The following is a 24,704-nucleotide window of genomic DNA, read 5'->3' on the forward strand; positions in this document are numbered from 1 at the left end:
AAAAAGCATTTTCAGCACGTAATCGTTCATTTTCTCGTTTTAAACGTTTCATTTCTAGTTTAAATTTTTCTTCCACTGTTAATTCATATTCCTCTTTCTTTCGACCTCGTTGATCTTGTAATGCCTCTTCACCATTTGCCTCAAACTTCTTGACCCATTGGTATACTTGTTGATAAGAAACACCATAGCCTTCGGCTGTAAGTTGATAGTTTTTCTGATGCTGTAGACAGTAGTTTACAATTTGAATTCGTTCTTCTAATGTTGTTTTTCTTGTATTTGTCATAGATTTTGTCATTCCTTTACCCGTATCATGTAATTCTCTATGACTATTATATTTTTTAATCCATTTTCCCAAAACGGCAGTACTAGATATATCGTATTTTTGAATGACCTCATGTAATGAATAACGTCCTGATAGATACTCATTAACGGCCGCCAATTTTAGTTCTTTTGAATACGACTTCCAAGAGATTGCGTCTGTTAAACCATCTTCACCATTCAATTCATACTTTCTTTTCCAGTCTCTAATCGTTCCAGGATCAATTGAAAATTTAGCAGTAATATCAGCTATTGAATGCTGACCATCTTTATAAAGAGCTAAAATAGCTAATTTTTCAGCTTTAGAATATTTTATTCGTGACATAAAAACGCCCTCTTAGATAAACAGATTTTTATTTTTTATCTGTCTACTTAAGGGGGAGCATATCAAAGACTGGTTAAATTGGATTCTTCTCTAACAAATCTGTGTTCGATTTTTATAAAAAAGTTTTTTCACTTTTATTATCCTCATTGTACTAAAACACTTACTCGCAATATAAACTTATTGATTAATTTTTTCCCATTCTTGTTCTAAAATACTGTATAAAAGAGAATCACGCCAGCCATCTTTTATTAATAAACTTTCACGAATTCTACCTTCTTTAGTCATTTCAATTTTTTCTAATACTTTTGATGAACCTATATTTCTTGGATCTTTTTTTGCATCTAGAATAACCTATTTTACGAAATCCTTTGTTTCTTTCTCAAAATTTGGACCCCATGGTTGGTATTGGCACACGATTGAGATGCGTATAAATGCACATCTATTCTTGAACGGGAGTACTCCACAAAAGGAACAGGCAAAGATGGTAGAAGATTTTTAAAGCAGACAAGCACCAATTTTTATTCTCTCTTTGAAAGCTGGAGGAACAGGTTTAAATCTTACGGCTGCTAACCATGTTATACATCTTGATCGTTGGTGGAATCCAGCAGACTGACCGGGTACACCGTATTGGCCAAGAAAACTTTGTACAAGTTCATAAACTCATCACAGTAAATACATTAGAGGAGAAGGTTGATAATGTTATAAGTCAAAAACAAGAATTAAGTGGCTTTATGTTATCCTCATCAAATACAAACTCGATATTTGATGAGGATATTGATAATTTAATTTGAGAACGAGGAGATTGTATTTTTATTACGAATTCATCTTTAGAGTTTTTGAAGAACAAATCAACGATACTATTTACATCTTGTACATGAAAGATGAGAAATCTAAAATGGTCTTTACTTTTTCTCACGAGGACCCTATGAAAATAACGGAAGAGCAGCATGGTATATCCTACAATGGCAAAGTTCATGGGATGCTATGCTGTAAATATAACTAAATACCTTTGTTACTGAAAAGCCCCCTTTAGATAATTTTATCCAAAGGGGGCTTTTCGGTACGTCTTTTTTATAAATAGTTGAAATTCATCTTAAACTAACACTTAATTTATATAACTTTGAAAAACAGATATATCTATTAAAAACTATTTAATTACATATCAATTCCATTGTCATAAACACACTATTTGGATCCTCTTTATATTCCGAGAACGGTTTGCAATATTGAAATCCCATACTTGTATACAAACTTCTAGCTGGTTTGAACACACCCATAGATCCTGTTTCTAAGCTTAGCCTCTGGTAACCACGTCGCTTTGTTTCCTCAATTATATGTTGAAGAAGCCGCTTGGCAACACCTTTTCTTAAATGCAATGAAGATGTTTTCATTGATTTTATTTCTCCATGTTGACTATTGAGTTCTTTAAGTGCGCAGCATCCAACTAAATCATTACCTTCCCATGCACTCCAAAATGTAATATCTTTTTTTCGCAATCCGTCTAAATCTAGAGCATGTCTGCTTTCTGGAGGAGAATGTAGTGCCATGCTTTGCAGATGATCCATCAATAATTTTTCTACTGCAGTACCGGTTAAATCATCTATTTTTATCTCCATAAAACTTCCCTTCCTATCCATATTTTCTTCGTGCTTATTTTAAAATTCACAAATATACTACCTTTTTAATTGATGCTGGTACTCTAATTTATTCCAATTGTTTAATGAAATTGGAAAAGCTTTATGATTCCTCTTATAACTTATATAAATCAAGCGGCTGTATTTGTACAAAACGGTTATTCCATACAGATTCATGATGTTCTATAATTTGCTTTGCGCTAAGTTGATTACTATTTAATGTACTATGTACGTCCTTTACTAGCAAATTATGTTGATATCCCTTACTATAGGCGATTCGTATAGTTGTATCTAAACAAAATTCAGTTTGAGCACCCACAAAAATTAATTGCTCTATACCTAATTTTTTTAAAGTTTGCTCTAAAGTAGTTTGATAGAAGGCGTCCCATGTGATTTTTTCTATAACAATATCATTACTTTCTCGGTGCAGTCCTTTATGTAATTCCCAGGCATGCTTTCCCTTTGCCATTTCATCTGATGAATTTTGATCTGTATGCTGAATGAAAACCACTGGTATCTCCTTTATTTTTGCCCAGTTAATGACTGTATTCACATTTTTAAGCAACTGTTCATGCTGATATAAGTAATTTTTTTCCTCTGAGAAAAAGATTTCTTGCAAATCGATAACGATTAATGCTTGTTTCAAGTGAACCACCCCTATTCGTCTACTAATTTAAGTTTTGCTTGTCCTTAATATGTATTATTTTCTACTGTACAACTTAAAAAAGCCCTTTGATATATAGGGCCATTTTACAAAAACGATATATAATTATAACATATAAAATATTCTAATTCTATCTAATAGTTTGTTTTTTTCGCTATTTACAAGTGCATTAAGATTCTTTTATCCCACAATCAAAATACAATCATGTCACATTTCTTTTTTCAATAATTTCCCCTGTTTAAAGTACATCTCAAGTGTAGAACGATTTGCTAAAAATACCCCAATCAAGATGAGACACGCTCCAATTCCCATTAGTGGATTAATTGGCTCCCCTAAAAATACGTATCCTGTAATAACAGCAATTAAAGGAGATACATATAGCCAAGTTGATGGAAATACCGGATTGGTCTTTGATAAGAGCCAATAATAGAGTCCGTGCCCACCAATTGAACCAACAAATATGAGATACAAAATAGGCCATTGTACACTCCAAGATGTTAATATAGCTGGATTGGGCTGTTCTGTAAAAATAGAAGTAATCAATAGAAAAATTCCACCGTAAAACATTTGGATACCATTAATGAGAAACGGGGATACTTTTGGCAAATCTGAAAGTATTTCTTTTGAATGGATGGAACCTAGACCATAAAAGAATTCGCCGACTAATATGATAACGCAAGCTATACTCCATATAAAAGTAAGTTGTTGGTGCATCCCTGGTAAAGAGATACAAATAACGCCTATAAGCGCTATGATGAAAGCAAGAAATTGTTCTCGTTGTAATTTTGTTTTATTTTTCTTTACTTGTAATAATAAAATCATCATTGGTCCTGTTGCCGAAAGAACAGCTGCTAATCCAGAAGAAATATACTGTTCTGCCCAATACAAAGTTGCAAATGTCATGAAGGTTAAACAAAAACCAGCGTACATAATTCTTTTTGATAACAAGTATGGCATGATATGTTTCCGTTTTAACATAAATATGATAATTAAAATAACACCTGCTAAAAAGAAACGGATTCCCGCTGAAAATAACGGTGGTGCTCCCGCTTCAATCCCAATTTTAATCGTTAAAAATGTTGTCCCGAAAATAATACAAATTAAAATATAATTAAAAATGACCATTACGTTTCCTCCTTTTGATTATTAAGGTGAGTATAAAGGAAGGAGTGTATAACAGTATATCAAGGTATATAACAGTTGGATAAATCTATAGTTGCTCCTACATATGTTTTTAGATTTAATTAAATTAAAAAGAAACTTAGGTGAGATAATGAAGATTATATTGCGGAAAGAATCTAACATACCATTCTATCAACAAATTTATATGCAAATCGTTGAACGGATTCAAAGTGGACTGCTATCAAATGGAGATTTTTTACCTTCATTACGCTCTATGGCGAACGATTTACAAATAAGTATATTAACCGTCCGTAAAGCTTATAAGAAGTTAGAAACGAAAGGATATGTATATATTGAGCAAGGGAAAGGCGTCTATATACATAAACACGAGCGTCGTAAATCTCAATCTCTACCGTATGATTGGCAACATACGAAATCAATCAATGTCATTCGATCTCAATATGTAATGAATCAACATAGAAAGTATTATGATTTTTCACAAGCTATTCTTTACCCTCGCCTATTACCGAATCCATTTCTTTCGGAGGAAATACAAAAAATAATAGATAAAGATCAAATGATATTAGCAACTTATGGACCAGTTCAAGGAGATGAAGGACTTCAATTAGAGATTGCAAAATATTTAAAGGACTATCAAAAACTATCTGTAGACCATTCTAATTTATTAATTACAAGTGGCGCCCAGCAAGGAATTGATTTAATCGCTCAAACATTATTAAAACCAGGTGATACAGTTATAATAGAGAGCCCGTGCTATGGTGCAGCAATTGATGTGTTTGTAAATAAAGGCGCTCAAATCATACCAATTGAGCTTGATGAACAAGGGATTCGTTCTGATTTAATCGATGAAGTTTGTCAAAAAAGGACGCCAACTTTACTATATGTAAATCCTACTTTTCAAAATCCTACAGGTACTGTTATGAGTAAACAAAGGCGAATGGAACTTATAGAACTGGCGGAGATATATCAGTTTTTTATAATTGAAGATGACTCGTTTGGAGAAATATATTTTGATGAGGCTACAATTCCGGCTCCACTTAAAATCTTTGATACAAACGGGTATGTCATATATTTAAAAGGATTCAGTAAAACATTAGCGCCAGGTCTGCGTATCGCAGCAGTAGCAGCGGAGGGGCCTGTCTTTGATTGGCTAAATGCTGTAAAAGCTTTGATGGATATAGGAAGCCTATTGTTAACTCAAAAAGCTATTCAACCTTTTTTACGAACTGAAAGAATGAAAAATCATTTAGCAAAGTTGCGAACTGCCTTACAAATACGACGCGATACTGCAGTAGAGATACTTTCCCCTCTAGCAGATACGATTCACTTCCAAAAACCACAAGGCGGTTTTAATTTATGGATTTCTCTTCCGGATTCAATGAATTCATTTGCATTATTAAAAAAGGCAAATGAATCTAACATTTCTTTTTTACCTGGAACTGCTTGTTTTGTTCATGAATCGAAACATGATTATTTACGTATCAGCTATTCTATGTTAAGTGAACAAGATACTCTGATTGGATTGAAAAAACTTCGTGAAGTAATTTACAATTTTCAAAATGAACATTGATCAAATTCTTTATTGTTCACATAGTACATAAAAATGAAAAGCAAGTATACACTAGTTCTTTCTAGCATATACTTGTTTTTCGTCATCCTAATCAATCTTACTTCTCTACTGGTTTTTTCAAATGCAAAAAAGATTTTCAATTTGCACCTTTCCTTGCTCTACTTCACCAAACAAAAGAAACGGATAGGTTTACCTTTTTTCATTTAAATAGTTTTGTAAACGGTGAATACGTCTTTATAATCCAAGTAATAAAAGATTGAAATGTATATGTATTTTTATCAATAATTACGCTTGTTAGACTGCCTATAACAGCACTCCCGATTATGTCAAATGGATAATGGTGCCCTACCCAAATACGTGAAAAACCTGTCAAAACCGCTAATAACCACATAATAGAACCAATGAAACGTTCACGAAGTAAAATGGAAGTTGCTACAGCAAAAACTAAAGCAGTATGTTTACTTGGGAACGAAGAATTATTCTTTGATGGGATAAGCAAATGAACGCGATGGACAATAAAAGGACGAGGTTTAAAATAAAAAAATTGGATGATACGGTTTATACATAAAGTGACTCCTGCTGAAATTCCTGCATACAAAATAATTTTTTTGTAGAAATTATTTCTAAACCACATACATATTAATATGAAAAGGTATAAATATCGAGTCTTCTGTGAGATAAAAACCATTATCGTATCCATAGTAGTTCCTCGTCCAGCAAGACGATTAATCGCTTTAAATAGCATATAATTCATTGCAACTGTTCTCCTTTATTTTCAGAAATATATAATGTCCTTTAACTTAACTAATAAAAAGCAAGTTATGACTAGATTACCTAGGGTCAGTTAGTCACAAATAAATTTAAAATGGCCCCCACAAACTATAAACCATCCCTCCAACAATGAATACTAAACCTAAAACTAACACGATAAAAGCGAGGATTGATTTTTTATTATCTTCCATGAATTTTACCTCCTATAAAATTAAAAATGTCGGTTCTGTATACATTTCCCCACAACAAAAACCTTTAGTCATAATTATGTCTAAAGGCTTTTATCAGCATACTTATAAGCAGAAACAAACTTTACATACGTCTAAGAAATTTTAAAACCTTTTTATTTGCCCTCGAATTTCTCCAGCTGGATGCTTTTCTGTATGAACGTTTACATAAGTATTACCGGTATCCATCTCTCTTGCAAGTCCTAATAAAGACATACCTTGTAAAGGACCAATAAGATCACTTTCTGTAATCACTCCTGTTACAACTCCTCTATTTACGCTAATTCCGTGTGTAACTGGTCCAAATAAAAAAACAACAGGTCTATTTTCTCCCCTTCTTCCTAAATGAATATGGGTAGCGGTTCCCTGTTCTATATCATGTACTACCAGTTTAAATTGAAGTCTCGTAAAATCACTGTTAAATCTAAATTGCGCTATTCCAAAAGCAGCTGTACAAACAGGAGGTATTTCCTCTCGACCTGTTAATTTAGCAATAAAACATTTGGACAAGACGTGGTTCACTTCCTTATTCATTTGATGCTATATATTATTCATTAGATAAAAAATCAGCTTGTTCATTTTCACTATAAAAGGAATGTGAACATACAAATCCTACACGTTTTCTTTCTAAATAACGCTTATAAAACTTTGCCATTGTTACTGCACCTCTAAAATCAAATCTAAAGCTTCTTAGCATCTTCCATTTTCAAAAGCAGCACACCATGATTGAATTAATTCTTCTTGATTTTTCAAAATGCGTAGAATGCTCTCCATTTAAACTCACTTGTACTATGATTCACTTTTAAAAAAATAAATCATATAGTTTTTTAAATAATCCCTAATAAAGTAGGTGAAGAATATGCCCTCCATTGTCGGAAATCTTGTCGTTCAAAATAGTAACGATCCTTTAAACTTAGGTGATTTTTATAACGTTTCTCCGAAAGAGAATACAAAAGCGTATAACGGCTCCGGATCATCTAATGTTGCTTTTGTTACTAGTACTTTTAACGGTGTAAGTACAACAAATACATTTGATTCTGATGTTGCAGAACAAAATCAAATTGGAACAGCTTAATCGTATGAAAAGGAATAAAATCAATTTTTATAAATTGTACACAGCACCAAATGGAATCGTTGAAAAATACATTCCATTTTGAATAATAATATACGTAGGATAATAATATGATATAACTGGGTAGTCAAAATGCATACCTTGCACCTGTAAGGTGTGTGCCTGCGCGTGTAGTGCTTGATGAACAGACTGAAGTGTACCTTGTGCTGCAGTATATGTTACAGCAGGGACCCGAATTTTATTATTAAAATATGGAACATTCATATTCATTTACCCCTTCTTATCTAATTATCCACATACTGTTTTATATACTATGGATATGCATTTCAAAAAGTTCCAAGTAATAACAAGATCTAACAGTCTTTTACCCACCACCGGAAGAAAATTCATAATAACAAAAAGAAGACTAAAAACCGATATATACAGAGTTTTTAGCCTTCTTTTCATTTTATATAATACTCATTGTTCTTTTAACACATTCCCTTCAAAATATTTTCCCCAATCAGGTTGTCTTCCATCAATATCTTTAAATCCATATTCTCTCGCTAACTCCCATGAGCTAAGTGCTTTTCCTGTTTTATTATGAACGTTCGTATCACTTGCTAAAGCGGCAATTGCTCTCCCTACAAAGAAAGGTGTTTCAGATGCGATAAAGTGAGGATCTTTCTTTGCACCTTCTTGCCAGTTTTCTTCTGTTACACCAAATAAATCTAACATTGCTTCAGAACGGAGAAAGCCAGGACTTACCGCAACAGCAGTAATACCATGTTGCTCTAAATCTTTCGCCATCGCTTCCGCTAAGTGAATTGTTGAGATTTTCGATAAACTATAATATAGGTTTCCACGATATTGATAATCTACACCATCTGTAATTTCAATTACGAGTCCCCTCTTGTTCTTCACCATAAGCGGTACACCATAATAACTCGTCATCATATGCGAATGGACAGCACGTTGTTGTATTAGTAATCCGTTATGTAAGTTATGTTCCCAAAACGGTTTTTCCCATTCAGTAAGCGGATCACCGCCCCAAACATCATTTACTAAAATATCAAGCTGCCCGCTTTGTTCTATTTGAATTCTTTCAAAGAGTTCTTTTATATCTTCTTCGACTGTATGATCAACTCGGACGGCAATCCCTTTTCCTCCTTGTTTTGTAACTAGTTCTGCTGTTTCTTCAATTGTTTCCGTTCTTCCCATTGATGATAAATTACCTTTTGTACTTCTTCCTGTTACATATACAGTTGCGCTCGCTTCACCAAGCATCATCGCAATGCCTCTTCCAGCACCACGTGTTGCCCCCGCTACGACTGCAACTTTTCCTTGTAATGGTTTCATATAAAATTCTCCTTAATGTTAATTTTTTAATTCAATCAATTTAGGTACATGCTCTCGATCATATTTTTTTGTATATTTTTCTCCATCTGAAGTAACAAATTGTAACGTAATCTTACCACAAACACCCGTGTAAAATTTGAACTCGCCTTGTGAATTTGAAATAGCACGTTCCTTATTTGTAATCGAATCTTCATAAATTTTTATATCTGTCTATATGAAGGATTAATCTTTCTTAAAATGGAAATCCACATCATTCACTTGTTTCATTTCCTCAATTACTCTATGAATTCCTACCTCAATTTTATCTTCTTTCACATTCGATACATTTAATTTTAAAAGTTTTTCTTTATGGAAAGAAGTCAAATAATTTTTATCAACAGTCTCTATAAATACTTGATTCTGCCTTAATTTTTTAATAAGCGTTTCCGTAACAATATTTTTTTGTAATGATAAACACGTATGTATTCCTATTTTGTTCCCTTTTTTATATGTAAATAGATGGTGATTTTCTTTATAAATTTCTTCAAGTATTTCAGATAATACCTTAGACCTAGCATAATAAGACAACCTAATTTTTTGCCGGTGTCGTTCAAACATCCCGCTTTTTATGTAAATTTCTAAAGCAGCCTGCGAAATCATTGAACTATCAATATCTAATAGTTTTTTATATGTATGAAACGCTTCTGCAATAGAAGGAGGAATAACTGCCACGCCTACACGTAAACCCGGGAAAATAATCTTTGAATAACTTTTTAGATATATTACATGTGAGGAATTATCGTAACTATATAGTGGATCTTCCTTTTGATTTTGTTCTAAATCTGCTAAATAATCATCTTCTACTATAAATACATTGTATTTCTTTGCAAGAGAAATAATCTTTTCTTTTTCTGTCTTAGAATATGAAGTGCCAAGTGGATGATGAAATCTTGGAATTGTATAAAAGAACTTAATTTTTTCCGTTTCGAATATCCTTTCTAACTCAATTAAATCAATACCTTCAGCAGTACGTTTTATACCCATTACAGGGATTCTATTTGTTTCTAGATATTCAATGTATAGATGATAACTAGGTTGTTCAATAAGTACTGCTTTATTTTGATTTGGAAATGGTATCGAAGTTAATATTGCTAGTGCTTGCTGGACTCCTGAAGTGATAAAGATGTTTTCTTCTTTTGTGAAAACTTGATAATTTGCTAGTTGTTTTTGTACAACTGAAATTAAAGATGGTAACCCTTTAGGTGTACCGTATATAAACAAATCATTCTTATACGTATCAATCGCCTTATTAATACAATGCTGAAAATCTAAGTAAGGAAATACATCAAGATCCGGAGCTGATGAAGCAAAATCAATTTTTTCCGTTTCATCTACTTCATAATTCGCCATTTTCTTCACTACATAATAGCCACTTTGAGGTACGGAATAAATAATATGACGCTTCTCTAATTCATGAAGCGCACGTATAATTGTTGCTTTATTGCACTGATATTGTGTCACAAGTGAGCGTATCGACGGTAATTTCTTTCCTTCTTTTATCTCTCCTTTTTGGATCATGCTTTCTAAATCATTTAATATATTTAAATATTTATACATGATTATCCCCCATGTCTATTTTGTACCGGTACAGTTTATATTTGTTCACATTGTAGCACTGACTCAGAAAGATTACCATGTACATATACTGGCCAGTAACAAATTGACTATATGAGGTGAAATTATGAAAAATATAACGAAAGCATATTTAGCCGCATTACTATATGCATTTATTATTGGTTTTTCATTTATGTTTGTGAAATTAGCATTAACAGTTACAAGCGTCCTTGATACACTTGCTCATCGTTTTACGGTTGCTTTTTTAATAGCGACTATTCCTGTCATATTTGGTTTTGTAAAGCTAAATATTTCATCCAAAACCATACTTGCAATTTTGCCAATAGCAATATTTTATCCAGCACTATTTTTCGCTTTTCAAGCTTTCGGTTTAGTATATACAAGCTCATCTGAAGCTGGAATTATACAAGCTGCTATACCTATATTTACAATGATTTTAGCTTCTTACTTTTTAAAAGAATATACAAATGTATGGCAAAAAATATCTGTACTCATTTCTGTAATGGGCATCATTTATATATTTGTAATGAATGGTATGGAAACGCATGAAACTAGCTTTATTGGAATTATCCTTATTCTGTTATCAGCATTATCCTCTGCTTGCTACAATGTATTAGCTAGGAAAATGACAAAAAAATTTAAGTTAATAGACTTAACATATATGATGACAATGATTGGTTTTCTTAGCTTCAATTTAATAGCTATCATTGAGCATATAAATAAAGGCACCGTAAATGTATACTTTAAACCATTTACAAACGGGACATTTCTTTTATCCATTTTATATTTAGGATTACTATCTTCCTTGCTAACAGCATTCTTACTCAATTATTCATTGTCTTATATTGAAGCAGCTAAGATGAGTGTCTTTAGTAATCTATCTACTCTTATCATGATTATTGCAGGGATATTATTCTTACACGAACAAATCGCATACTATCATATCGTTGGAGCTATGCTGATCATCCTTGGTATAGTCGGCACCAACTTTTGGGGTAAAAAAGGAATTTATAAGAAAGAAAAGAATACCTCTATTAGTAAATAAAAAGTGAGGGATATTTCATGCAGCAGACAATACCTATCAATATTAGTAATATAGATGAATTAATAAAAAAATTGGATATACTATTAGATATATCAATATCTTCTAGTCAAGAGCTTGAGAATTGGTTAATACAACAATCACAGACTTTAAATTCTATCAATGAACAACTTATGAAACATTATATCGCCTTTCAACGAAATACGAATGATATAGAGGCAAAAAACACTGTTGACTTTAATCAAAAGTACGTACAGCCTATATTAAAACGTTATAAAAATCTATTAGACCAAAAATATTATGACTCACCCTACCGCTCACAGTTAAATCCTTCTCAGTTTGAATTCTTAGATAAAAAAATTAAAAATACTAGAGAACTCTTTAACGAAGAAAATATTAGTTTAGAAATTACTGAAGATGAGTTGATAACAAGATATTTTGAAATCACTGGTAACCTCGCTTCCATGTGGAATGGTGAAGAAGTAAATCTGTCTGAATTAAATGTCTATCTACAAGATCCAGATCGAAGCATTCGTCAAAAAGCAATGACTGCTATCTCTGAAAAATTTCTATCCGTAGAAAATGAGATTCAAGAAATCTTAAATCGCTTAATTATTATTCGGACAATAAAAGCTAGAAATGTGGGTTTAACGAATTATCGTGACTACATGTTTAAAAAATATGAGCGTTTTGATTACACTGCTGAGCAATGTAATCAATTTGCTGAATCTATTCGTAAATACGTTGTACCGCTTCAAGAAAAAATTCATAAGGAATTACAGAAAAAGCTTCAGGTAGATACATTACGTCCGTGGGATATACGTGCTGTACCTGCAGACCATAAACTTTTACAACCTGTAAAAAATGAAAAGGAATTAATAGAGAAAAGTAAAGCGCTTTTTACTAAGCTTGATTCAAGCTTTTCAGCTCTTCTAGAAAAGATGCATAACCATCTAGATTTAGAAAGTAGAAAAGGAAAAGCACCAGGTGGATTCTGTGAATATTTGCCCCTATCTAAGTTATCATTTATTTTTATGAATTTAACAAAAACACAAGATGATACTGTTGTTTTCTTACATGAGATGGGTCACTGTATTCATCATGATTTAATGAAAGATATTTTAATACACCAATATCAACATTTACCAATGGAGACTGCTGAATTAGCAAGTATGACAATGGAATTATTCACAATGGATAACTGGGATGTTTTTTATAGTAATAAAGAAGATCTCAAGCAAGCTAAGCAAGAACAATTAACACAAATTATAGAGTATTTACCAATTACTCTAATCATTGATCAATTTCAACACTGGTTGTATGAGAATCCAAATCATACCGCTGAAGAAAGAAATGCTAAGTTTTTAGAGCTCTCTACAACATATAATTCAAGCACAGTAAATACAGATGGGTATGAAAGTTGGATAGTCGCACAATGGCTATCTGTACTGCATATTTTTGAAGTGCCTTTTTATTATATTGAGTATGCAATTGCACAAATTGGCGCTCTGCAAATGTATAAACAATATAAAGAAAATCCTCAGCAAGCATTACAAAACTATAAAAAAGCTTTATCTTTAGGTAGCTCTAAATCTGTAAAAGAAATATATGAAGCCGCTGGAATTCAATTTGATTTTTCTGGTGAAACAATAAAAGAAGTAATAAGTTTTGTAGAAGAAGAATTAGAATTACTAGAAAAAATATAAGTAATTAAGAATACGATGCATGTTCCTTTATCTTTAGACCCTAATTTTAAAATTAGGGTCTAAGTTTATTAATTTAAGTTTACATAAAAAAATTATAGAAACCTTATCTTTCATGAAGTAAATTTAATGCTCGGCAACAGTCTGTAAAGAAATACACTCTACTTATAATCAGTATCCGGTACACTTTTTTCTAATTGCTGAAATAGCGTTCCAAAAGAACAATTAGTAACTGTCTATACTTCTATCGGAACTGTTACAACAGGTACATTTGGCATAACCTCACTGTTAATGGGATTGCTCGGGTGGCTATGTCGGTGTTCGAGGAACTTTCATTGCGTGTGGAATAGCGCTTGCCATTACCAATTTAGTTGCATATAGAAACAAACATTTATTCACAAAATAGTATGTAGGTTAAGACTGAAAGATTATTAAAAAGGCACCCTCGGATCCATACTACTATTTGTCATTAAGGAACACCCCTCTTCAATTTTCCAATCAATTAACAGTCAAGAATGATCATTCTCAATGCCTCCAAAAGGTTGTGGACAGACTCATCCCTATGACCGCATTTCTTCTTACGACAATAGGTGATCGTTTCAATGGCTGGTTCGAGTGTTTCAGAATCACTTTCTTTCTCAGCTTCATTAAACAGTTCTAAAGCGAGTTGATTATCATGATTAAACAAAAAAATCACAATACATGTGCTGTTTCGTTTATCCCTTCATTTTTTTATCTGATAACAAACTTTCCCCACACCTTTTCTGTATTTTTATCATTATTAACACTTCTTCTAATATTTTTATTTATTGATAAACATATTTTTAACCTATAATTATTACATAATAATATAATTAATTTACGTCTTTATTTCTAATTTTATTAACTACTAACTTTATATCTTTCATACCATTTTTCCCACTCATCTTTTGGAAACTTCATATCATGTCCATCTAATACGGAAGAAAACATTTCTAAGCATATATGCCATCCAGATAAGTCTTTTGGGGTGTGATTGTTTATTTCATGAATGAACTCCCTTAAAATCAATAGACGACCTTCAGGATTTTTATGTATTTCAAATCGAACTCGGTCTTCTCCCCAAGTAAATTCCAATACGGAATTCATTTGACATTCCAAAATATCGATATCAATGCATTCTTCAGAACCATCCATCATATCAAACTTTATCATACCTCCCTTTCGCAAATCCTCTATGTGAAGGTTCGGCATCCATCTTGCTAGCTTCTCATTCTCTGTTAATACAGCCCAAACTTGTTCTACCGAATAATGTAATGGGCGACTAAATTGGGCTACATATTCATTATTTATTTTCTCTATTAGAGCTAACATTATCATACCTCCAATTAAATCCGCTTTAAAGAACATACGTTCGCTATATTTTAGTATCACATCAAACACATGAAAAAGCAAATAAAAAACATATGATTCTATAAAAATGCAAATCCTTCAGTTTCGCTTAAAGTATGAAACTGAAGGATTTTTCTATTTTCATTTAAACGTTACAATGTATAATACATTTCATACTGAGCCAACGAACTTTTTTCGAATCCACACTTTTTTACAAACCCTTCAAGTAAACCATTATTAGGAAATCCAATAGAAAGACTGGACAGCTGTAATTCTTTACTCACTGTTTGCAACAGACTTGTAGCTATTCCAACGCCTCTATATTCTTTATCAACAAACAAACAACTAATTTTACCATTAGCACTAGTACATATACATCCTTTTAAATCATTATTAATATAGGCTCCATAATATGTATTTTCAGTTTTCTCTATATAATCGATATCATTTTACCAATTTATATGGAAGTTTAACCATTTTTGTATTCCGTTTTGAAATTCGCTAAACTTAGTTTGCTTTATTTCAACATTTTGTAGAGTCTGACTTGTCAAATTAGAAAGTTCCTTTAAATTATAGTAAGACAGATCAGATACTTTTTCATACCCTAGCTTCTTATAAAATTGAATCGCTCTATCATTACCGACAATGACTTCAAGAAAAAGCTGCTGGCATCCGTTTTTTATCGCTTCTTCTTTATGAAGTTCAAATAATTTATGACTAATGCCAGTCCCGCGAAAATCAGGATGAACCGCTAATGTGCCGCATCTCATTGTTTGTATGCTTTCATAGTTTTTGATTCCGCCAAGTATAACACCGACTGGTTTATTTTCATCTAATGCAATATGAGAATGCTCAAGTTTATTTCCTTCTGGACCGAAAAATCTTTTTATGAAGTCTTCTTTTGAAACTTCCATCTTTATAAGATAATCAGAAAAACCATCTCGAAAAGCTTCGTATACGAAATCGATATTTACTTCGCTACACTTTTTATATTGAATCATATTAAAATTTCCATCTACCTTTCCTACTAATTTGAAATAAATGGACATTTCCCACTATACATTTCATCATGAATTTGTTTTATAATAAACGGCGCAATATCTCCGTTTTGAATCGTAATTCCTGGTAAATCTCTGAGACTCTCTTTTATTTTACCGATCCCTTCCCCGTCTACAACAAAAGGTAATCGTACAATCGTCCAATTCACATTACTATCTCGTATCAGTTGCAGTTCTTTATACTTATCTTTCATCATATCTGAAAGAAACAGACGAAATAACATTGCCCCTATTTTATTTAATACACTCTTAGCATCTCCTTGTACATCCATTGATCCTCCAGAAATAAGAATATATCGCTTGATCCTGTATTCTCTCATTACTTCTAAAATATGATTTGTAACTGTACTAAATATATATGACTCTTTTTTAGGCTGCCCCACTGCATTAATAACAGCATCGCAAGCTTGCAGTAACTGACGTATTGCAGACAGGTCGCGTGCATCTCCTTTTACAACTTCCAAATGTTTATGCGATATTTTAAACTTTTGTGGGTTTCGTGTAAGAATACGGACAAAGTACCCTTCTTGTAGTGCTTGAGTTACAAGGTATTTACCAGCCTTTCCATTTGCGCCGATAATTGCTATTTTATTTATTATTTGCATGACTAGGCTCCTTTAATAAAACATTAATGTATTAACGAACTGTCGTTACTTCGTATACACGTAAAAACGCAAGTAAATATTCACATGCCCTCTCACAAGCGAACATTTTAAAAATCTTTTGTTCTTCTACTGTTCTATCATTCGCTTGATCTGAAGCTGCTTTTAAACAAAGAAAAGGCTTTTTATTCACATGACATACGTATGCAAAAGCTGCTACTTCTTGATCGACAGCTATTGCACCATATACAGTATGTAATAAATATCTTGTTTCCGTACTTCGAATACGCTGATCTCCGGATATGAAGGTCCCGAAATGTACTGGGTCATAAGAGCGTACTTTTTTTATTTTCCTTACGAGATATTGCGTTGTTTCAATAGGAGCTGTTCTGCCAGTATATAAATCGAAACTATCTGTTCCTGTTCCCGCAGCTGTTACATCATGCTGTAGAGTATTAAGTGCAACAACAATATGACCATTTTTTACTTTTTCGGATAAACTTCCACAAATACCTGTCATAAATAACTGTTCAGGTTTAAATTCACTTATTAGTAACTGTACGCAACTCGCACAGTTTACTTTTCCAACGCCTGTAATTACAGATATTACTTCTAACTCATCTATAGAATGAAAATGAAATTCCCAAGCCGCTCGTTTTTCTACACGATGACTTGGATAATGTTGATGCAAATATGTAAGCTCTGGTTCCCATGCTGATACAATTGCAATACGTTTCATTACATTTTTCACTTCCTCCTATTTTCATTTGAATCATTCATCCATACTTTCTCTTTCATAACATGGAATCCACTCTCTGTATTTTATATATAAATCTCGTATCATTTCTTTATTCTTCGCAATCACCTCACATCCTCTATCATCGTAAATAAACATAATAATATCTTTAGTCACATTTATAAAAAATACATCTAAATTCATTCTTACATTCTTTCTAATTTTTAAGCCATTCTATTTATTTTATATTTCAAATCCCAATAAGCTTCCTCTAGCCATGGGTGTAAAACCTTAAGAGTCTCTCTTCTTTCCCATAAATATGAAATATACACAAAAGCCGCATGCTCAAGGGACTTTTCTAAAGCTGACTGAAGTTCTAAAATATAAGGTGGTGTCCCTTTTTGATCCCACTCTATTTTGTCTGCAACAAATAATACAAGATCAATTTGAGACGCATCTTTTTGTAGTGTTGTATGACAACCGATTGCTTTTAATATGGTTTCATTCTTAACTTTAAAAATCTCTGCTGCAATAACCTTTGAGATTTTTTGATGAATAATCATGGGAAATTCTCGTTCCTCTTGTAATATCTCTATCCCTAATTCCTCAGCAACTTTAATGCGTTCATTATTAGGGTATATTGCGCTAATATCATGCAAATAACCAGCAATAGCAGCTTGTTCTTCATTGAGTTGAAATCTTTTTGCTATTTTCCTTGCCTCATTTGCAACCCGCACTGAATGTTCATAAATAAACAAATGATTATATTCTAACAAAAAAATTTTATATCTTTTTCCCAATCTCCACTTGGCTCAAATGTAGCTAGTTTTTTATGTAACACGTTACTCTCTCCTAACAAAACTGACATTCTATATATGATAAGAAACAAAGCATCCTCTTATTTTTATTCGTGATATGTTTTTTAAATCCTTTCCCATACGTTACATGAAATTTTATATAATCTTAACTCCCAAACACCTAAATGTTTGTTATTATATTAATGATGATGAAATGTAGAGAGAGGAATTAAACATACGATGGAAAGAAATATATTAATTATTGATGATGATAAAGAGATTGTAGAATTGCTTGCCGTTTATTTACGAAATGAAGGTTATAACATTTATAAAGCCTATGATGGTGATGAAGCGTTACATATGCTCTCGCTTCATCAAATTGATCTTATGATTTTAGATATCATGATGCCGAAGCGTAATGGATTAGAAGTTTGTCAGCAAGTTAGAGAAGAAAATACGGTGCCTATTCTTATGCTAAGCGCAAAAGCCGAAGATATGGATAAAATCCTAGGTCTTATGACAGGTGCTGATGATTATATGATTAAACCTTTTAATCCATTAGAATTAATCGCTAGAGTTAAAGCGTTATTGCGTAGATCCTCCTTCCAGTACGCTGCGTCGCAAATACAAGAAGATGGGATTATTCGGATTCGTTCTGTGGAAATACATAAGCATAATCATACTGTTAAAGTAAATGGGGAGTATATTAAACTTACATCTATTGAATTTGATATCTTATATTTACTTGCTAGTAATACGGGTAGAGTATTTAGTTCAGAAGAAATATTTGAACGTGTTTGGAATGAAGATGGTTATGGTTCTAATAAAACTGTAATGGTTCATATTAGCAACTTAAGGGATAAACTTGAAACAGGAACAAATAGTGAAAAACTCATTCATACTGTTTGGGGAGTGGGTTATAAAATTGAAAAATGAAACGTTTGATATATTGAAGGTCATCCCAAAATGGAAAATTGCATTTTGGCTTTTAGTTTCTATTTTACTTACACCAATTACTGAGGTTGTCATATCCCGTCTTGTTACAAGTGTAATTGATAGTTCCCTTACATTAACAGCATTAAGTGGAGAATTTGTCAGGATTGTCGGATACGAAAAGTATAGGGGATTAAAAGAGTCTCTTTGGACAATGATGGGATCCTATCTGTTTTTATTCTCCATTTTTTCATTCTATGTTTATATTTTTTATCGCCACGAAAAAAAACTATATTATGAAGTGTGTATAAAGCAAATGATTGAAGAAATTCGTTATATTGCAGATGGTAATTTTAATCATAAAGTATCTATTTTACAACATGATTATTTAGAAGATTTAGCAACTGGTGTTAATCGCATTGTAGAACAGTTAAAAATTTCGATTGAAGAAGAGCGTCAAACCGAACAAGCAAAAAGTGAACTGATCACAAACGTATCACATGATTTACGGACACCGTTAACGTCCATAGTTGGTTATGTTAATCTCATTCATCATGATAATTACAGGGATGAAGTAGAATTACGTCATTATATTCAAGTTATTTATGATAAGGTAACCAGGTTAAACATGTTAATGAATGACTTATTTGAATATACCCGTGTTCAAAATAAAGAGTTACAACTAAATACTGTACCTATTGATATAATTGAATTGCTTGGTCAACTATCAGTTCAATTCCGTATGCAATTTCAAGAAGCGAATATTGAATGTAGACCTTCATTTCCGTCAGAAAAACTAATGGTACTTGCTGATGGAGATAAATTGGTACGTGTATTTGAAAATTTAATTATGAATGCGATGACTTATGGAAATGATGGGAAATTCATTGATATAACAGCGTATCAAAACGGTAAAATGATTGCAATCGATATTACCAATTACGGCCAGCCTATCCCAAGTACAGATTTACCACATATTTTTGAACGTTTCTATCGTGTTGAAAAATCCCGTTCTACATATACGGGAGGATCAGGCCTTGGTTTGGCCATCGCCAAAAGTATTGTAGAGATTCATAATGGAACGATTGAAGTATATAGCAATGATGAAAAAACAATATTTACTGTAAAGCTTCTACCATATAAACAATAAAAATATTTCGTCTCAATAACCAAATAAATTATCTACTAAAACAAAAAAAGTATTGTATTTTTTAATACAACAAAATAATGATACTATCTCAAAAAGAATCATTTCGAGATAGTATCATCCTAACTGGCATTTTAATACTCTGAGTCATCTAATATATATTGTTTCACGATTTCAAGGAAATGCTCTTTACTTTCCCTCCTCTCTATCATCCCCTCTGGTAGCTATTGGAGAAATGATAGTCCCTTCCCTTTGTTGTAAAATATTAAAATATGAATATGTAGGGTTATTGCCTCTGAACCATTATTTACTGTAATCAAAATGATTACCTAATAAGAATTGAAAATTTGCTTTATTGAGAAGTCTCTGCTTCAGTGATAATCGCTGCTTTATATAGTTTTTTCAAACTTTACACATATGTCATTTTTTCAATATAAACTTATATAAATTAACAAAGTTTTGAGCGATACTTGATAATTCATGATACTTCAACCAAATTAACCCTGTAGAGGCCGCTAAATCTGTATCAGCAATTTGAAAAGCTTGTATAGGATAATCTTTATATCGCTGAATTACGGTTTCCGGAACGATGGAGGCTCCAAAGTCAGACGCAACTAAATCTAATAGAACAGATATATCAGAACATTCAGCAATGATATTCGGGCATAACTGATATTTAGAAAATAAATCCAAAATCATATTGTATACCCCTAATCCCTCTGTACTAGGCAAGATTAATGGTAATTTTTTTATCTCCTCCAAAGTAACTTTATGATTAGCTAATTGCTGTTTTTTTGAAGTAATAAAATAGAACGGTTCTGTATGAAGATGGATAACAGAAAAGTCGTCCAACATCAGCGGCAAGCGAATGATCGCCAACTCTACTACTCTATCTCTCACTAGCTGACAAAGCTGAGCTGATTCATTTTGTTGAATTTTATACGTAACTCTAGGATACCTTTCATGAAATTGTTGCATCAAGTGAGGTAATTCGACTACTGATAAAGTATTGACACCAAGTGTCAGCCTACCTGTTATTCCATTCCCCACTTCTTTTACTTCCGATTTTGCTTCTTCTAATAACTGCGTCATTTTTAATGCATATTTATATAAAGCTTGACCTGCTTGCGTTACTTCTAAAAATTTTCCGGATCTCTCAACCAATTTAGTTCCTAGTTCCTGTTCCATCGCTTTTAAGTGTTGGCTGAGCGGAGGTTGCGAAATATGAAGCCTATGAGCAGCAGCCGAAATTTGTCTTTCCTCTACAATCGCAATAAAATAACGCAGTTGTCTTATATCCATAAATAGAAAACACTCCCTTGTGTATACGAAAAACTTAAGTGAAATTAATTTTTTTTATATTTTTCATATATTCTTCTTTAGTTTATCATAATCTTATGAATCTTTTTTAGATTTCTCTTGTAATATTCCCTGACTTATTGGAATTCCTCAAGGGAAAAAAGACCATTTTAATTATTTATAAAAGAAAGGACGGGATACTCTATGGACTCCGCTTTTTGGTTAATAAATGCCAAATTAGAAAACGGTCATCACGTTGAAAATGGTACCGTTATAGGAACAAAAACAGGCTCTTACCACCTTCTTATTGACAATGAAAAAATCGCAAAAATTGTTACGACTGATGAACCTTTTCAAGATCGTCTACCGAAAGTAGATGTGAAGCAGCTATTAATACTTCCATCGTTTATTGAAAAACACTGTCATTTGGATAAAACGATAGTGGGTGATCGTTGGAGAGCAGTAACACCTGTAAACAGTATTTTTGAACGACTTGAAATGGAAAAAGAGGTTCTTCCCTCTTTGTCTACTACTACTCAGGAGCGGGCGGAACATCTACTGGAGACTTTCTTAAAAGCTGGAGCTACCCATATTCGTACGCATGTAGATATTTATCCAGAAATCGGTTTGCAAAATTTAGAAGCTATTCAAAAGGTATTACAAACATTTGACGGCAAGTTATCTTATGAAATTGTTGCTTTCCCGCAGCACGGTTTATTGCGCACGCAATCAGGGAATCTAGTAAGAGAAGCAATTCGCCAAGGTGCCTCTCTTGTTGGTGGTGTTGACCCGGCGACTGTTGATGGGAATATCGAAGCATCATTACAAGAGATGATTGAGATTGCTGTTGAAGGAAATTCAGGTATCGATTTACATTTACATGATGCCAATGATCTTGGTATTTTAACGATGAAAAGGCTAGCTACCCTTACAAAAGAAGCCGGTCTGCAAGGAAAAGTCGCTATTAGCCACGCATTTGGTCTAGGAGATATTCCGCTACATCAAGCAAGTGAGATGGCAGAACTATTGGCTGATGCAGGAATTTCAATTATCACGAGCGTTCCAATTGACAGAAGTTTCCCTCCTGTAGGGTTATTACATAGTAGAGGCGTGGACGTTGCCGTCGGATGTGACAATATTTTTGATGTTTGGTCGCCATTTGGCAACGGTGATATTCTCGAACGCACCAGCCGTTTAGCGGAAATTTCAAATTGGGTAGATGAACAGTCCTTGGCACAAACTCTCGGATTTATTACGGGAGGAAAGACACCGCTCAATCATGAAGGGAAACAAGTTTGGCCGCAAGTCGGAGACGATGCAAATATCGTGTTTGTCGAAGCATCCTGCTCCGCTGAGGCTATTGCAAGAAGAGCAAAGCGCGCAGCCACTATGTTTAAAGGGAAAATCGTTACAGGTTTACTTTAACTGAGTGGGAAAAGCAAGAGCTTGATAGTTTATTTTAATGCAGCGATTAGGTGATAAAATGCATATCTTATTTAGGTTCCATGCAAAGCTTATAAAAGGAGGAAGTTCCAGATGGATCAAGAAAACAAAGGTTTTTCTCGCAGAAAGTTTCTAGGTAACGTCTGCAAAATTGGAGGGGCTACAGCAGTTCTCGGCGTCACGGACGCAATGGGATTATTTGTTCCTGAAACTGTAAGCGTAAGCGCAGACGCAAAAGAAAAGAAAGATGATCACAACATCAAAAACCCGAAAAAAAATAGCTCCTACATGCTGTTGAATGTGCGATTAGAAAGCGGATATAGATATGAAAATGGTCAGGTTGTCGCAACAGATACCGTACTCTGCAATATTCAAATCGATAAAGGTATTATTACAAAAATATTAGATACAAAAGTTCCTTATAAAAAGAATATCGATCGCTATGATGCAAAAGGCATGCTGCTGCTTCCTTCCTTTAAAGATATGCATATTCATTTGGATAAAACTTTTTTTGGTGGTCCTTGGAGAGCTGCAAGTCAAAGAAAAAGCATTTTTGACATGATTGAAGTTGAACAGACGCTGCTACTTGAATTGCTGCCAACTGCCCAAGAGCGTGCGGAAAAATTAATTGAATTGATTCTCAGCTACGGATCAACATTTGCCAGAAGTCACTGCAACATTGATCCCGTCGTTGGCCTCAAAAATCTCGAGAGTTTAAAGCGCGCCTTAGCGAACTATTCAGATAAGCTATCGTACGAAATTGTCGCCTTCCCTCAACACGGCTTACTTCGTTCCAATACAGAGGGATTGCTACGAGAAGCTATGCAACTCGGAGCGACACATGTTGGCGGATTAGATCCAACTTTGGTTGACGTAGATATGGAAAAATCGCTGCAAACTATGGTCCAAATTGCGGTGGACTACAAGGCAGGCATTGATATTCACCTTCATGAAGGCGGCGATACAGGCTTGAAAGCAATTCGTCGATTAGCAGATTTAACTGAAGAAGCCGGTCTGCAGGGCAAAGTGACAATCAGCCACGCCTTCTCTCTCGCCTCGCTGACAGCCGGCGCCGACATCGAAATGGCAAACCGCCTTGCTTCACTGGGCATCTCGATTGCGTCAACTGTTCCAATAGGCAAAAATACGATGCCGATTCCACTTCTTCAAAAGCAAAAGGTGAATGTCATGCTTGGCAATGACAGTATTACAGATCACTGGTCCCCGCTCGGGATTGGTGACACGCTGCAAAAAGCCCATCTTGCTGCAGAGCTGTATGGATGGTCCTACGAATACAACTTGTCTCGCGCACTTTCTCTTGCTACCGGTGGCATTACGCCATTAGATGAGTCCGGTAAGCAAGTTTGGCCAAAGGTTGGCGATGCTGCTACCGCCGTACTCGTTCCAGCAAGCTGTTCGGCCGAAGCAGTAGCCCGGCTGCCAAAGCGCGCTGCCGTGCTACATAAAGGTACTCTGTCTGCGGGTTCTCTTGATAAAGCAAAAAACTAATCGATGCGAATACGAATAAAATTGACAAAGCTTTGTTTGGTATGCAACCGAGTAAATGAAAATGAATGAAAGGCGGAAAAACTACACAATAATTTCCACCTAAAGATGCTTTTTCCGAAATGTTTCCTAACATTGCTATAAGCATGTAAAAGGAATTATAAAATTCAATACTAAGGAGGATCTTATGTTTCAGAATATTGGAATCCCAGGATTATTACTCGTCTTAATACTCGCCCTGATTATTTTTGGCCCTTCTAAGTTACCGGAACTAGGAAGAGCATTCGGATCAACATTAAGAGAATTTAAAAAATCTACTAGAGATCTTATCACAGATGACACAGATGAGTTACAAAAAAATCTTAATAAGAAAGAAAAACTAGACAAATAG

The 24,704-nt window shown here is 33.6% G+C and carries 22 protein-coding genes and 5 pseudogenes; 10 read left to right on the forward strand and 17 right to left on the reverse strand.

Features of this window, described 5'->3' with window-relative positions:
* The coding region (locus tag KFD70_RS22660) for a helix-turn-helix domain-containing protein (RefSeq protein ID WP_431613422.1) at positions 1-643 on the reverse strand (643 nt) is incomplete at its 3' end.
* A gap of 439 nt (positions 644-1,082) precedes the next feature.
* Here KFD70_RS22660 and KFD70_RS22665 point away from each other — a divergent pair.
* Positions 1,083-1,434: pseudogene (locus KFD70_RS22665) on the forward strand (helicase-related protein); the annotation flags it as partial.
* A gap of 360 nt (positions 1,435-1,794) precedes the next feature.
* Here KFD70_RS22665 and KFD70_RS22670 read toward each other — a convergent pair.
* The 3 genes from KFD70_RS22670 to KFD70_RS22680 all read right to left on the reverse strand — a co-directional run bounded on the left by KFD70_RS22670 (position 1,795) and on the right by KFD70_RS22680 (position 4,066).
* Positions 1,795-2,259 (reverse strand): GNAT family N-acetyltransferase, encoded by a 465-nt coding sequence (locus KFD70_RS22670; protein WP_336453998.1) that lies wholly within the window; start codon positions 2,257-2,259, stop codon positions 1,795-1,797.
* A gap of 133 nt (positions 2,260-2,392) precedes the next feature.
* A complete protein-coding gene (locus KFD70_RS22675; RefSeq protein WP_336453999.1) occupies positions 2,393-2,923 on the reverse strand; it encodes an isochorismatase family protein in 531 nt (176 codons plus the stop codon).
* 225 nt (positions 2,924-3,148) lie between these two features.
* On the reverse strand, positions 3,149-4,066 hold the full coding sequence (locus KFD70_RS22680) for a DMT family transporter (RefSeq protein ID WP_336454000.1): 918 nt from the start codon (positions 4,064-4,066) through the stop codon (positions 3,149-3,151).
* 148 nt (positions 4,067-4,214) lie between these two features.
* On the opposite strand from KFD70_RS22680, the gene pdxR reads away from it, so the two are divergent.
* Entirely contained in the window at positions 4,215-5,654 is a 1,440-nt protein-coding gene (pdxR, locus tag KFD70_RS22685) for a MocR-like pyridoxine biosynthesis transcription factor PdxR (protein ID WP_336454001.1), read from the forward strand.
* 199 nt (positions 5,655-5,853) lie between these two features.
* Here pdxR and KFD70_RS22690 read toward each other — a convergent pair whose 3' ends face one another.
* Complete coding sequence (locus tag KFD70_RS22690; RefSeq protein ID WP_336454002.1) at positions 5,854-6,408, reverse strand: undecaprenyl-diphosphatase; 555 nt, start codon at positions 6,406-6,408, stop codon at positions 5,854-5,856.
* 349 nt (positions 6,409-6,757) lie between these two features.
* On the reverse strand, positions 6,758-7,162 hold the full coding sequence (locus KFD70_RS22695; protein WP_420792378.1) for a CHRD domain-containing protein: 405 nt from the start codon (positions 7,160-7,162) through the stop codon (positions 6,758-6,760).
* A 349-nt stretch (positions 7,163-7,511) separates the two neighbouring features.
* On the opposite strand from KFD70_RS22695, the gene KFD70_RS22700 reads away from it, so the two are divergent.
* A complete protein-coding gene (locus KFD70_RS22700; RefSeq protein ID WP_336454004.1) occupies positions 7,512-7,727 on the forward strand; it encodes a spore germination protein in 216 nt (71 codons plus the stop codon).
* Between the two features lie 27 nt (positions 7,728-7,754).
* Here the strand turns inward: KFD70_RS22700 and KFD70_RS22705 are convergent, their stop codons facing one another.
* The 4 genes and pseudogenes from KFD70_RS22705 to KFD70_RS22720 form a co-directional block, all read right to left on the reverse strand.
* Positions 7,755-7,988, reverse strand: coding sequence for a DUF3947 family protein (locus tag KFD70_RS22705; RefSeq protein ID WP_336454005.1), 234 nt, complete (start codon positions 7,986-7,988; stop codon positions 7,755-7,757).
* Positions 7,989-8,183: 195 nt separating this feature from the next.
* Positions 8,184-9,062 carry an SDR family oxidoreductase gene (locus tag KFD70_RS22710; RefSeq protein ID WP_336454006.1) on the reverse strand — a complete coding sequence of 293 codons (879 nt, stop codon included), beginning with the start codon at positions 9,060-9,062 and terminating at the stop codon, positions 8,184-8,186.
* A gap of 18 nt (positions 9,063-9,080) precedes the next feature.
* Positions 9,081-9,263: pseudogene (locus KFD70_RS22715) on the reverse strand (hypothetical protein); the annotation flags it as partial.
* A 21-nt stretch (positions 9,264-9,284) separates the two neighbouring features.
* Positions 9,285-10,658, reverse strand: coding sequence for an aminotransferase-like domain-containing protein (locus tag KFD70_RS22720; protein ID WP_336454007.1), 1,374 nt, complete (start codon positions 10,656-10,658; stop codon positions 9,285-9,287).
* A gap of 124 nt (positions 10,659-10,782) precedes the next feature.
* Between KFD70_RS22720 and KFD70_RS22725 the strand changes: the two genes are divergently transcribed.
* Together KFD70_RS22725 and KFD70_RS22730 are read left to right on the forward strand one after the other, a co-directional pair.
* Positions 10,783-11,721, forward strand: a complete 939-nt coding sequence (locus tag KFD70_RS22725) for a DMT family transporter (RefSeq protein WP_336454008.1) — start codon at positions 10,783-10,785, stop codon at positions 11,719-11,721.
* Positions 11,722-11,738: 17 nt separating this feature from the next.
* Entirely contained in the window at positions 11,739-13,424 is a 1,686-nt protein-coding gene (locus KFD70_RS22730; protein ID WP_336454009.1) for a M3 family oligoendopeptidase, read from the forward strand.
* 879 nt (positions 13,425-14,303) lie between these two features.
* Here KFD70_RS22730 and KFD70_RS22735 read toward each other — a convergent pair.
* The 6 genes and pseudogenes from KFD70_RS22735 to yqeK form a co-directional block, all read right to left on the reverse strand.
* Positions 14,304-14,774: an SRPBCC family protein gene (locus KFD70_RS22735; RefSeq protein ID WP_336454010.1), complete on the reverse strand. Its 471-nt coding sequence runs from the start codon at positions 14,772-14,774 to the stop codon at positions 14,304-14,306.
* Positions 14,775-14,944: 170 nt separating this feature from the next.
* Positions 14,945-15,793 (reverse strand): annotated as a pseudogene (locus KFD70_RS22740) (GNAT family N-acetyltransferase).
* Between the two features lie 26 nt (positions 15,794-15,819).
* Positions 15,820-16,455, reverse strand: coding sequence for an SDR family oxidoreductase (locus tag KFD70_RS22745; protein ID WP_336454011.1), 636 nt, complete (start codon positions 16,453-16,455; stop codon positions 15,820-15,822).
* 31 nt (positions 16,456-16,486) lie between these two features.
* Positions 16,487-17,191: a 5'-methylthioadenosine/S-adenosylhomocysteine nucleosidase gene (gene mtnN, locus KFD70_RS22750; protein WP_336454012.1), complete on the reverse strand. Its 705-nt coding sequence runs from the start codon at positions 17,189-17,191 to the stop codon at positions 16,487-16,489.
* Between the two features lie 33 nt (positions 17,192-17,224).
* A pseudogene (locus KFD70_RS22755) lies at positions 17,225-17,383 on the reverse strand (DUF3885 domain-containing protein); the annotation flags it as partial.
* Between the two features lie 29 nt (positions 17,384-17,412).
* A pseudogene (gene yqeK, locus KFD70_RS22760) lies at positions 17,413-18,056 on the reverse strand (bis(5'-nucleosyl)-tetraphosphatase (symmetrical) YqeK).
* Between the two features lie 169 nt (positions 18,057-18,225).
* On the opposite strand from yqeK, the gene KFD70_RS22765 reads away from it, so the two are divergent.
* Together KFD70_RS22765 and KFD70_RS22770 are read left to right on the forward strand one after the other, a co-directional pair.
* Positions 18,226-18,921, forward strand: a complete 696-nt coding sequence (locus tag KFD70_RS22765) for a response regulator transcription factor (RefSeq protein WP_336454013.1) — start codon at positions 18,226-18,228, stop codon at positions 18,919-18,921.
* Positions 18,911-20,068 carry a sensor histidine kinase gene (locus KFD70_RS22770; protein WP_336454014.1) on the forward strand — a complete coding sequence of 386 codons (1,158 nt, stop codon included), beginning with the start codon at positions 18,911-18,913 and terminating at the stop codon, positions 20,066-20,068. Before KFD70_RS22765 ends, KFD70_RS22770 begins: the two co-directional genes overlap by 11 nt.
* Before the next feature lie 417 nt (positions 20,069-20,485).
* Here the strand turns inward: KFD70_RS22770 and KFD70_RS22775 are convergent, their stop codons facing one another.
* A complete protein-coding gene (locus tag KFD70_RS22775; RefSeq protein ID WP_336454015.1) occupies positions 20,486-21,367 on the reverse strand; it encodes a LysR family transcriptional regulator in 882 nt (293 codons plus the stop codon).
* 201 nt (positions 21,368-21,568) lie between these two features.
* On the opposite strand from KFD70_RS22775, the gene KFD70_RS22780 reads away from it, so the two are divergent.
* The 3 genes from KFD70_RS22780 (at position 21,569) to KFD70_RS22790 (ending at position 24,704) form a co-directional block, all read left to right on the forward strand.
* Positions 21,569-22,789: an amidohydrolase gene (locus KFD70_RS22780; protein ID WP_336454016.1), complete on the forward strand. Its 1,221-nt coding sequence runs from the start codon at positions 21,569-21,571 to the stop codon at positions 22,787-22,789.
* Positions 22,790-22,900: 111 nt separating this feature from the next.
* A complete protein-coding gene (locus KFD70_RS22785) occupies positions 22,901-24,316 on the forward strand; it encodes an amidohydrolase family protein (RefSeq protein WP_336454017.1) in 1,416 nt (471 codons plus the stop codon).
* 184 nt (positions 24,317-24,500) lie between these two features.
* The gene (locus KFD70_RS22790; RefSeq protein WP_336454018.1) at positions 24,501-24,704 is read left to right on the forward strand and encodes a twin-arginine translocase TatA/TatE family subunit; all 204 of its coding nucleotides are present in this window, start codon (positions 24,501-24,503) and stop codon (positions 24,702-24,704) included.

Source organism: Bacillus pfraonensis, from assembly GCF_050768835.1.
Taxonomy (GTDB): domain Bacteria; phylum Bacillota; class Bacilli; order Bacillales; family Bacillaceae_G; genus Bacillus_A; species Bacillus_A pfraonensis.

Coding starts and splice junctions, on each gene's coding strand:
- KFD70_RS22670 (WP_336453998.1), bottom strand. CDS start 2,259: ATGGAGATAAAAATAGATGATTTAACCGGTACTGCAGTAGAAAAATTA.
- KFD70_RS22680 (WP_336454000.1), bottom strand. CDS start 4,066: ATGGTCATTTTTAATTATATTTTAATTTGTATTATTTTCGGGACAACA.
- pdxR (WP_336454001.1), top strand. CDS start 4,215: ATGAAGATTATATTGCGGAAAGAATCTAACATACCATTCTATCAACAA.
- KFD70_RS22690 (WP_336454002.1), bottom strand. CDS start 6,408: ATGAATTATATGCTATTTAAAGCGATTAATCGTCTTGCTGGACGAGGA.
- KFD70_RS22700 (WP_336454004.1), top strand. CDS start 7,512: ATGCCCTCCATTGTCGGAAATCTTGTCGTTCAAAATAGTAACGATCCT.
- KFD70_RS22705 (WP_336454005.1), bottom strand. CDS start 7,988: ATGAATGTTCCATATTTTAATAATAAAATTCGGGTCCCTGCTGTAACA.
- KFD70_RS22710 (WP_336454006.1), bottom strand. CDS start 9,062: ATGAAACCATTACAAGGAAAAGTTGCAGTCGTAGCGGGGGCAACACGT.
- KFD70_RS22720 (WP_336454007.1), bottom strand. CDS start 10,658: ATGTATAAATATTTAAATATATTAAATGATTTAGAAAGCATGATCCAA.
- KFD70_RS22725 (WP_336454008.1), top strand. CDS start 10,783: ATGAAAAATATAACGAAAGCATATTTAGCCGCATTACTATATGCATTT.
- KFD70_RS22730 (WP_336454009.1), top strand. CDS start 11,739: ATGCAGCAGACAATACCTATCAATATTAGTAATATAGATGAATTAATA.
- KFD70_RS22735 (WP_336454010.1), bottom strand. CDS start 14,774: ATGTTAGCTCTAATAGAGAAAATAAATAATGAATATGTAGCCCAATTT.
- KFD70_RS22745 (WP_336454011.1), bottom strand. CDS start 16,455: ATGCAAATAATAAATAAAATAGCAATTATCGGCGCAAATGGAAAGGCT.
- mtnN (WP_336454012.1), bottom strand. CDS start 17,191: ATGAAACGTATTGCAATTGTATCAGCATGGGAACCAGAGCTTACATAT.
- KFD70_RS22765 (WP_336454013.1), top strand. CDS start 18,226: ATGGAAAGAAATATATTAATTATTGATGATGATAAAGAGATTGTAGAA.
- KFD70_RS22775 (WP_336454015.1), bottom strand. CDS start 21,367: ATGGATATAAGACAACTGCGTTATTTTATTGCGATTGTAGAGGAAAGA.
- KFD70_RS22780 (WP_336454016.1), top strand. CDS start 21,569: ATGGACTCCGCTTTTTGGTTAATAAATGCCAAATTAGAAAACGGTCAT.
- KFD70_RS22785 (WP_336454017.1), top strand. CDS start 22,901: ATGGATCAAGAAAACAAAGGTTTTTCTCGCAGAAAGTTTCTAGGTAAC.
- KFD70_RS22790 (WP_336454018.1), top strand. CDS start 24,501: ATGTTTCAGAATATTGGAATCCCAGGATTATTACTCGTCTTAATACTC.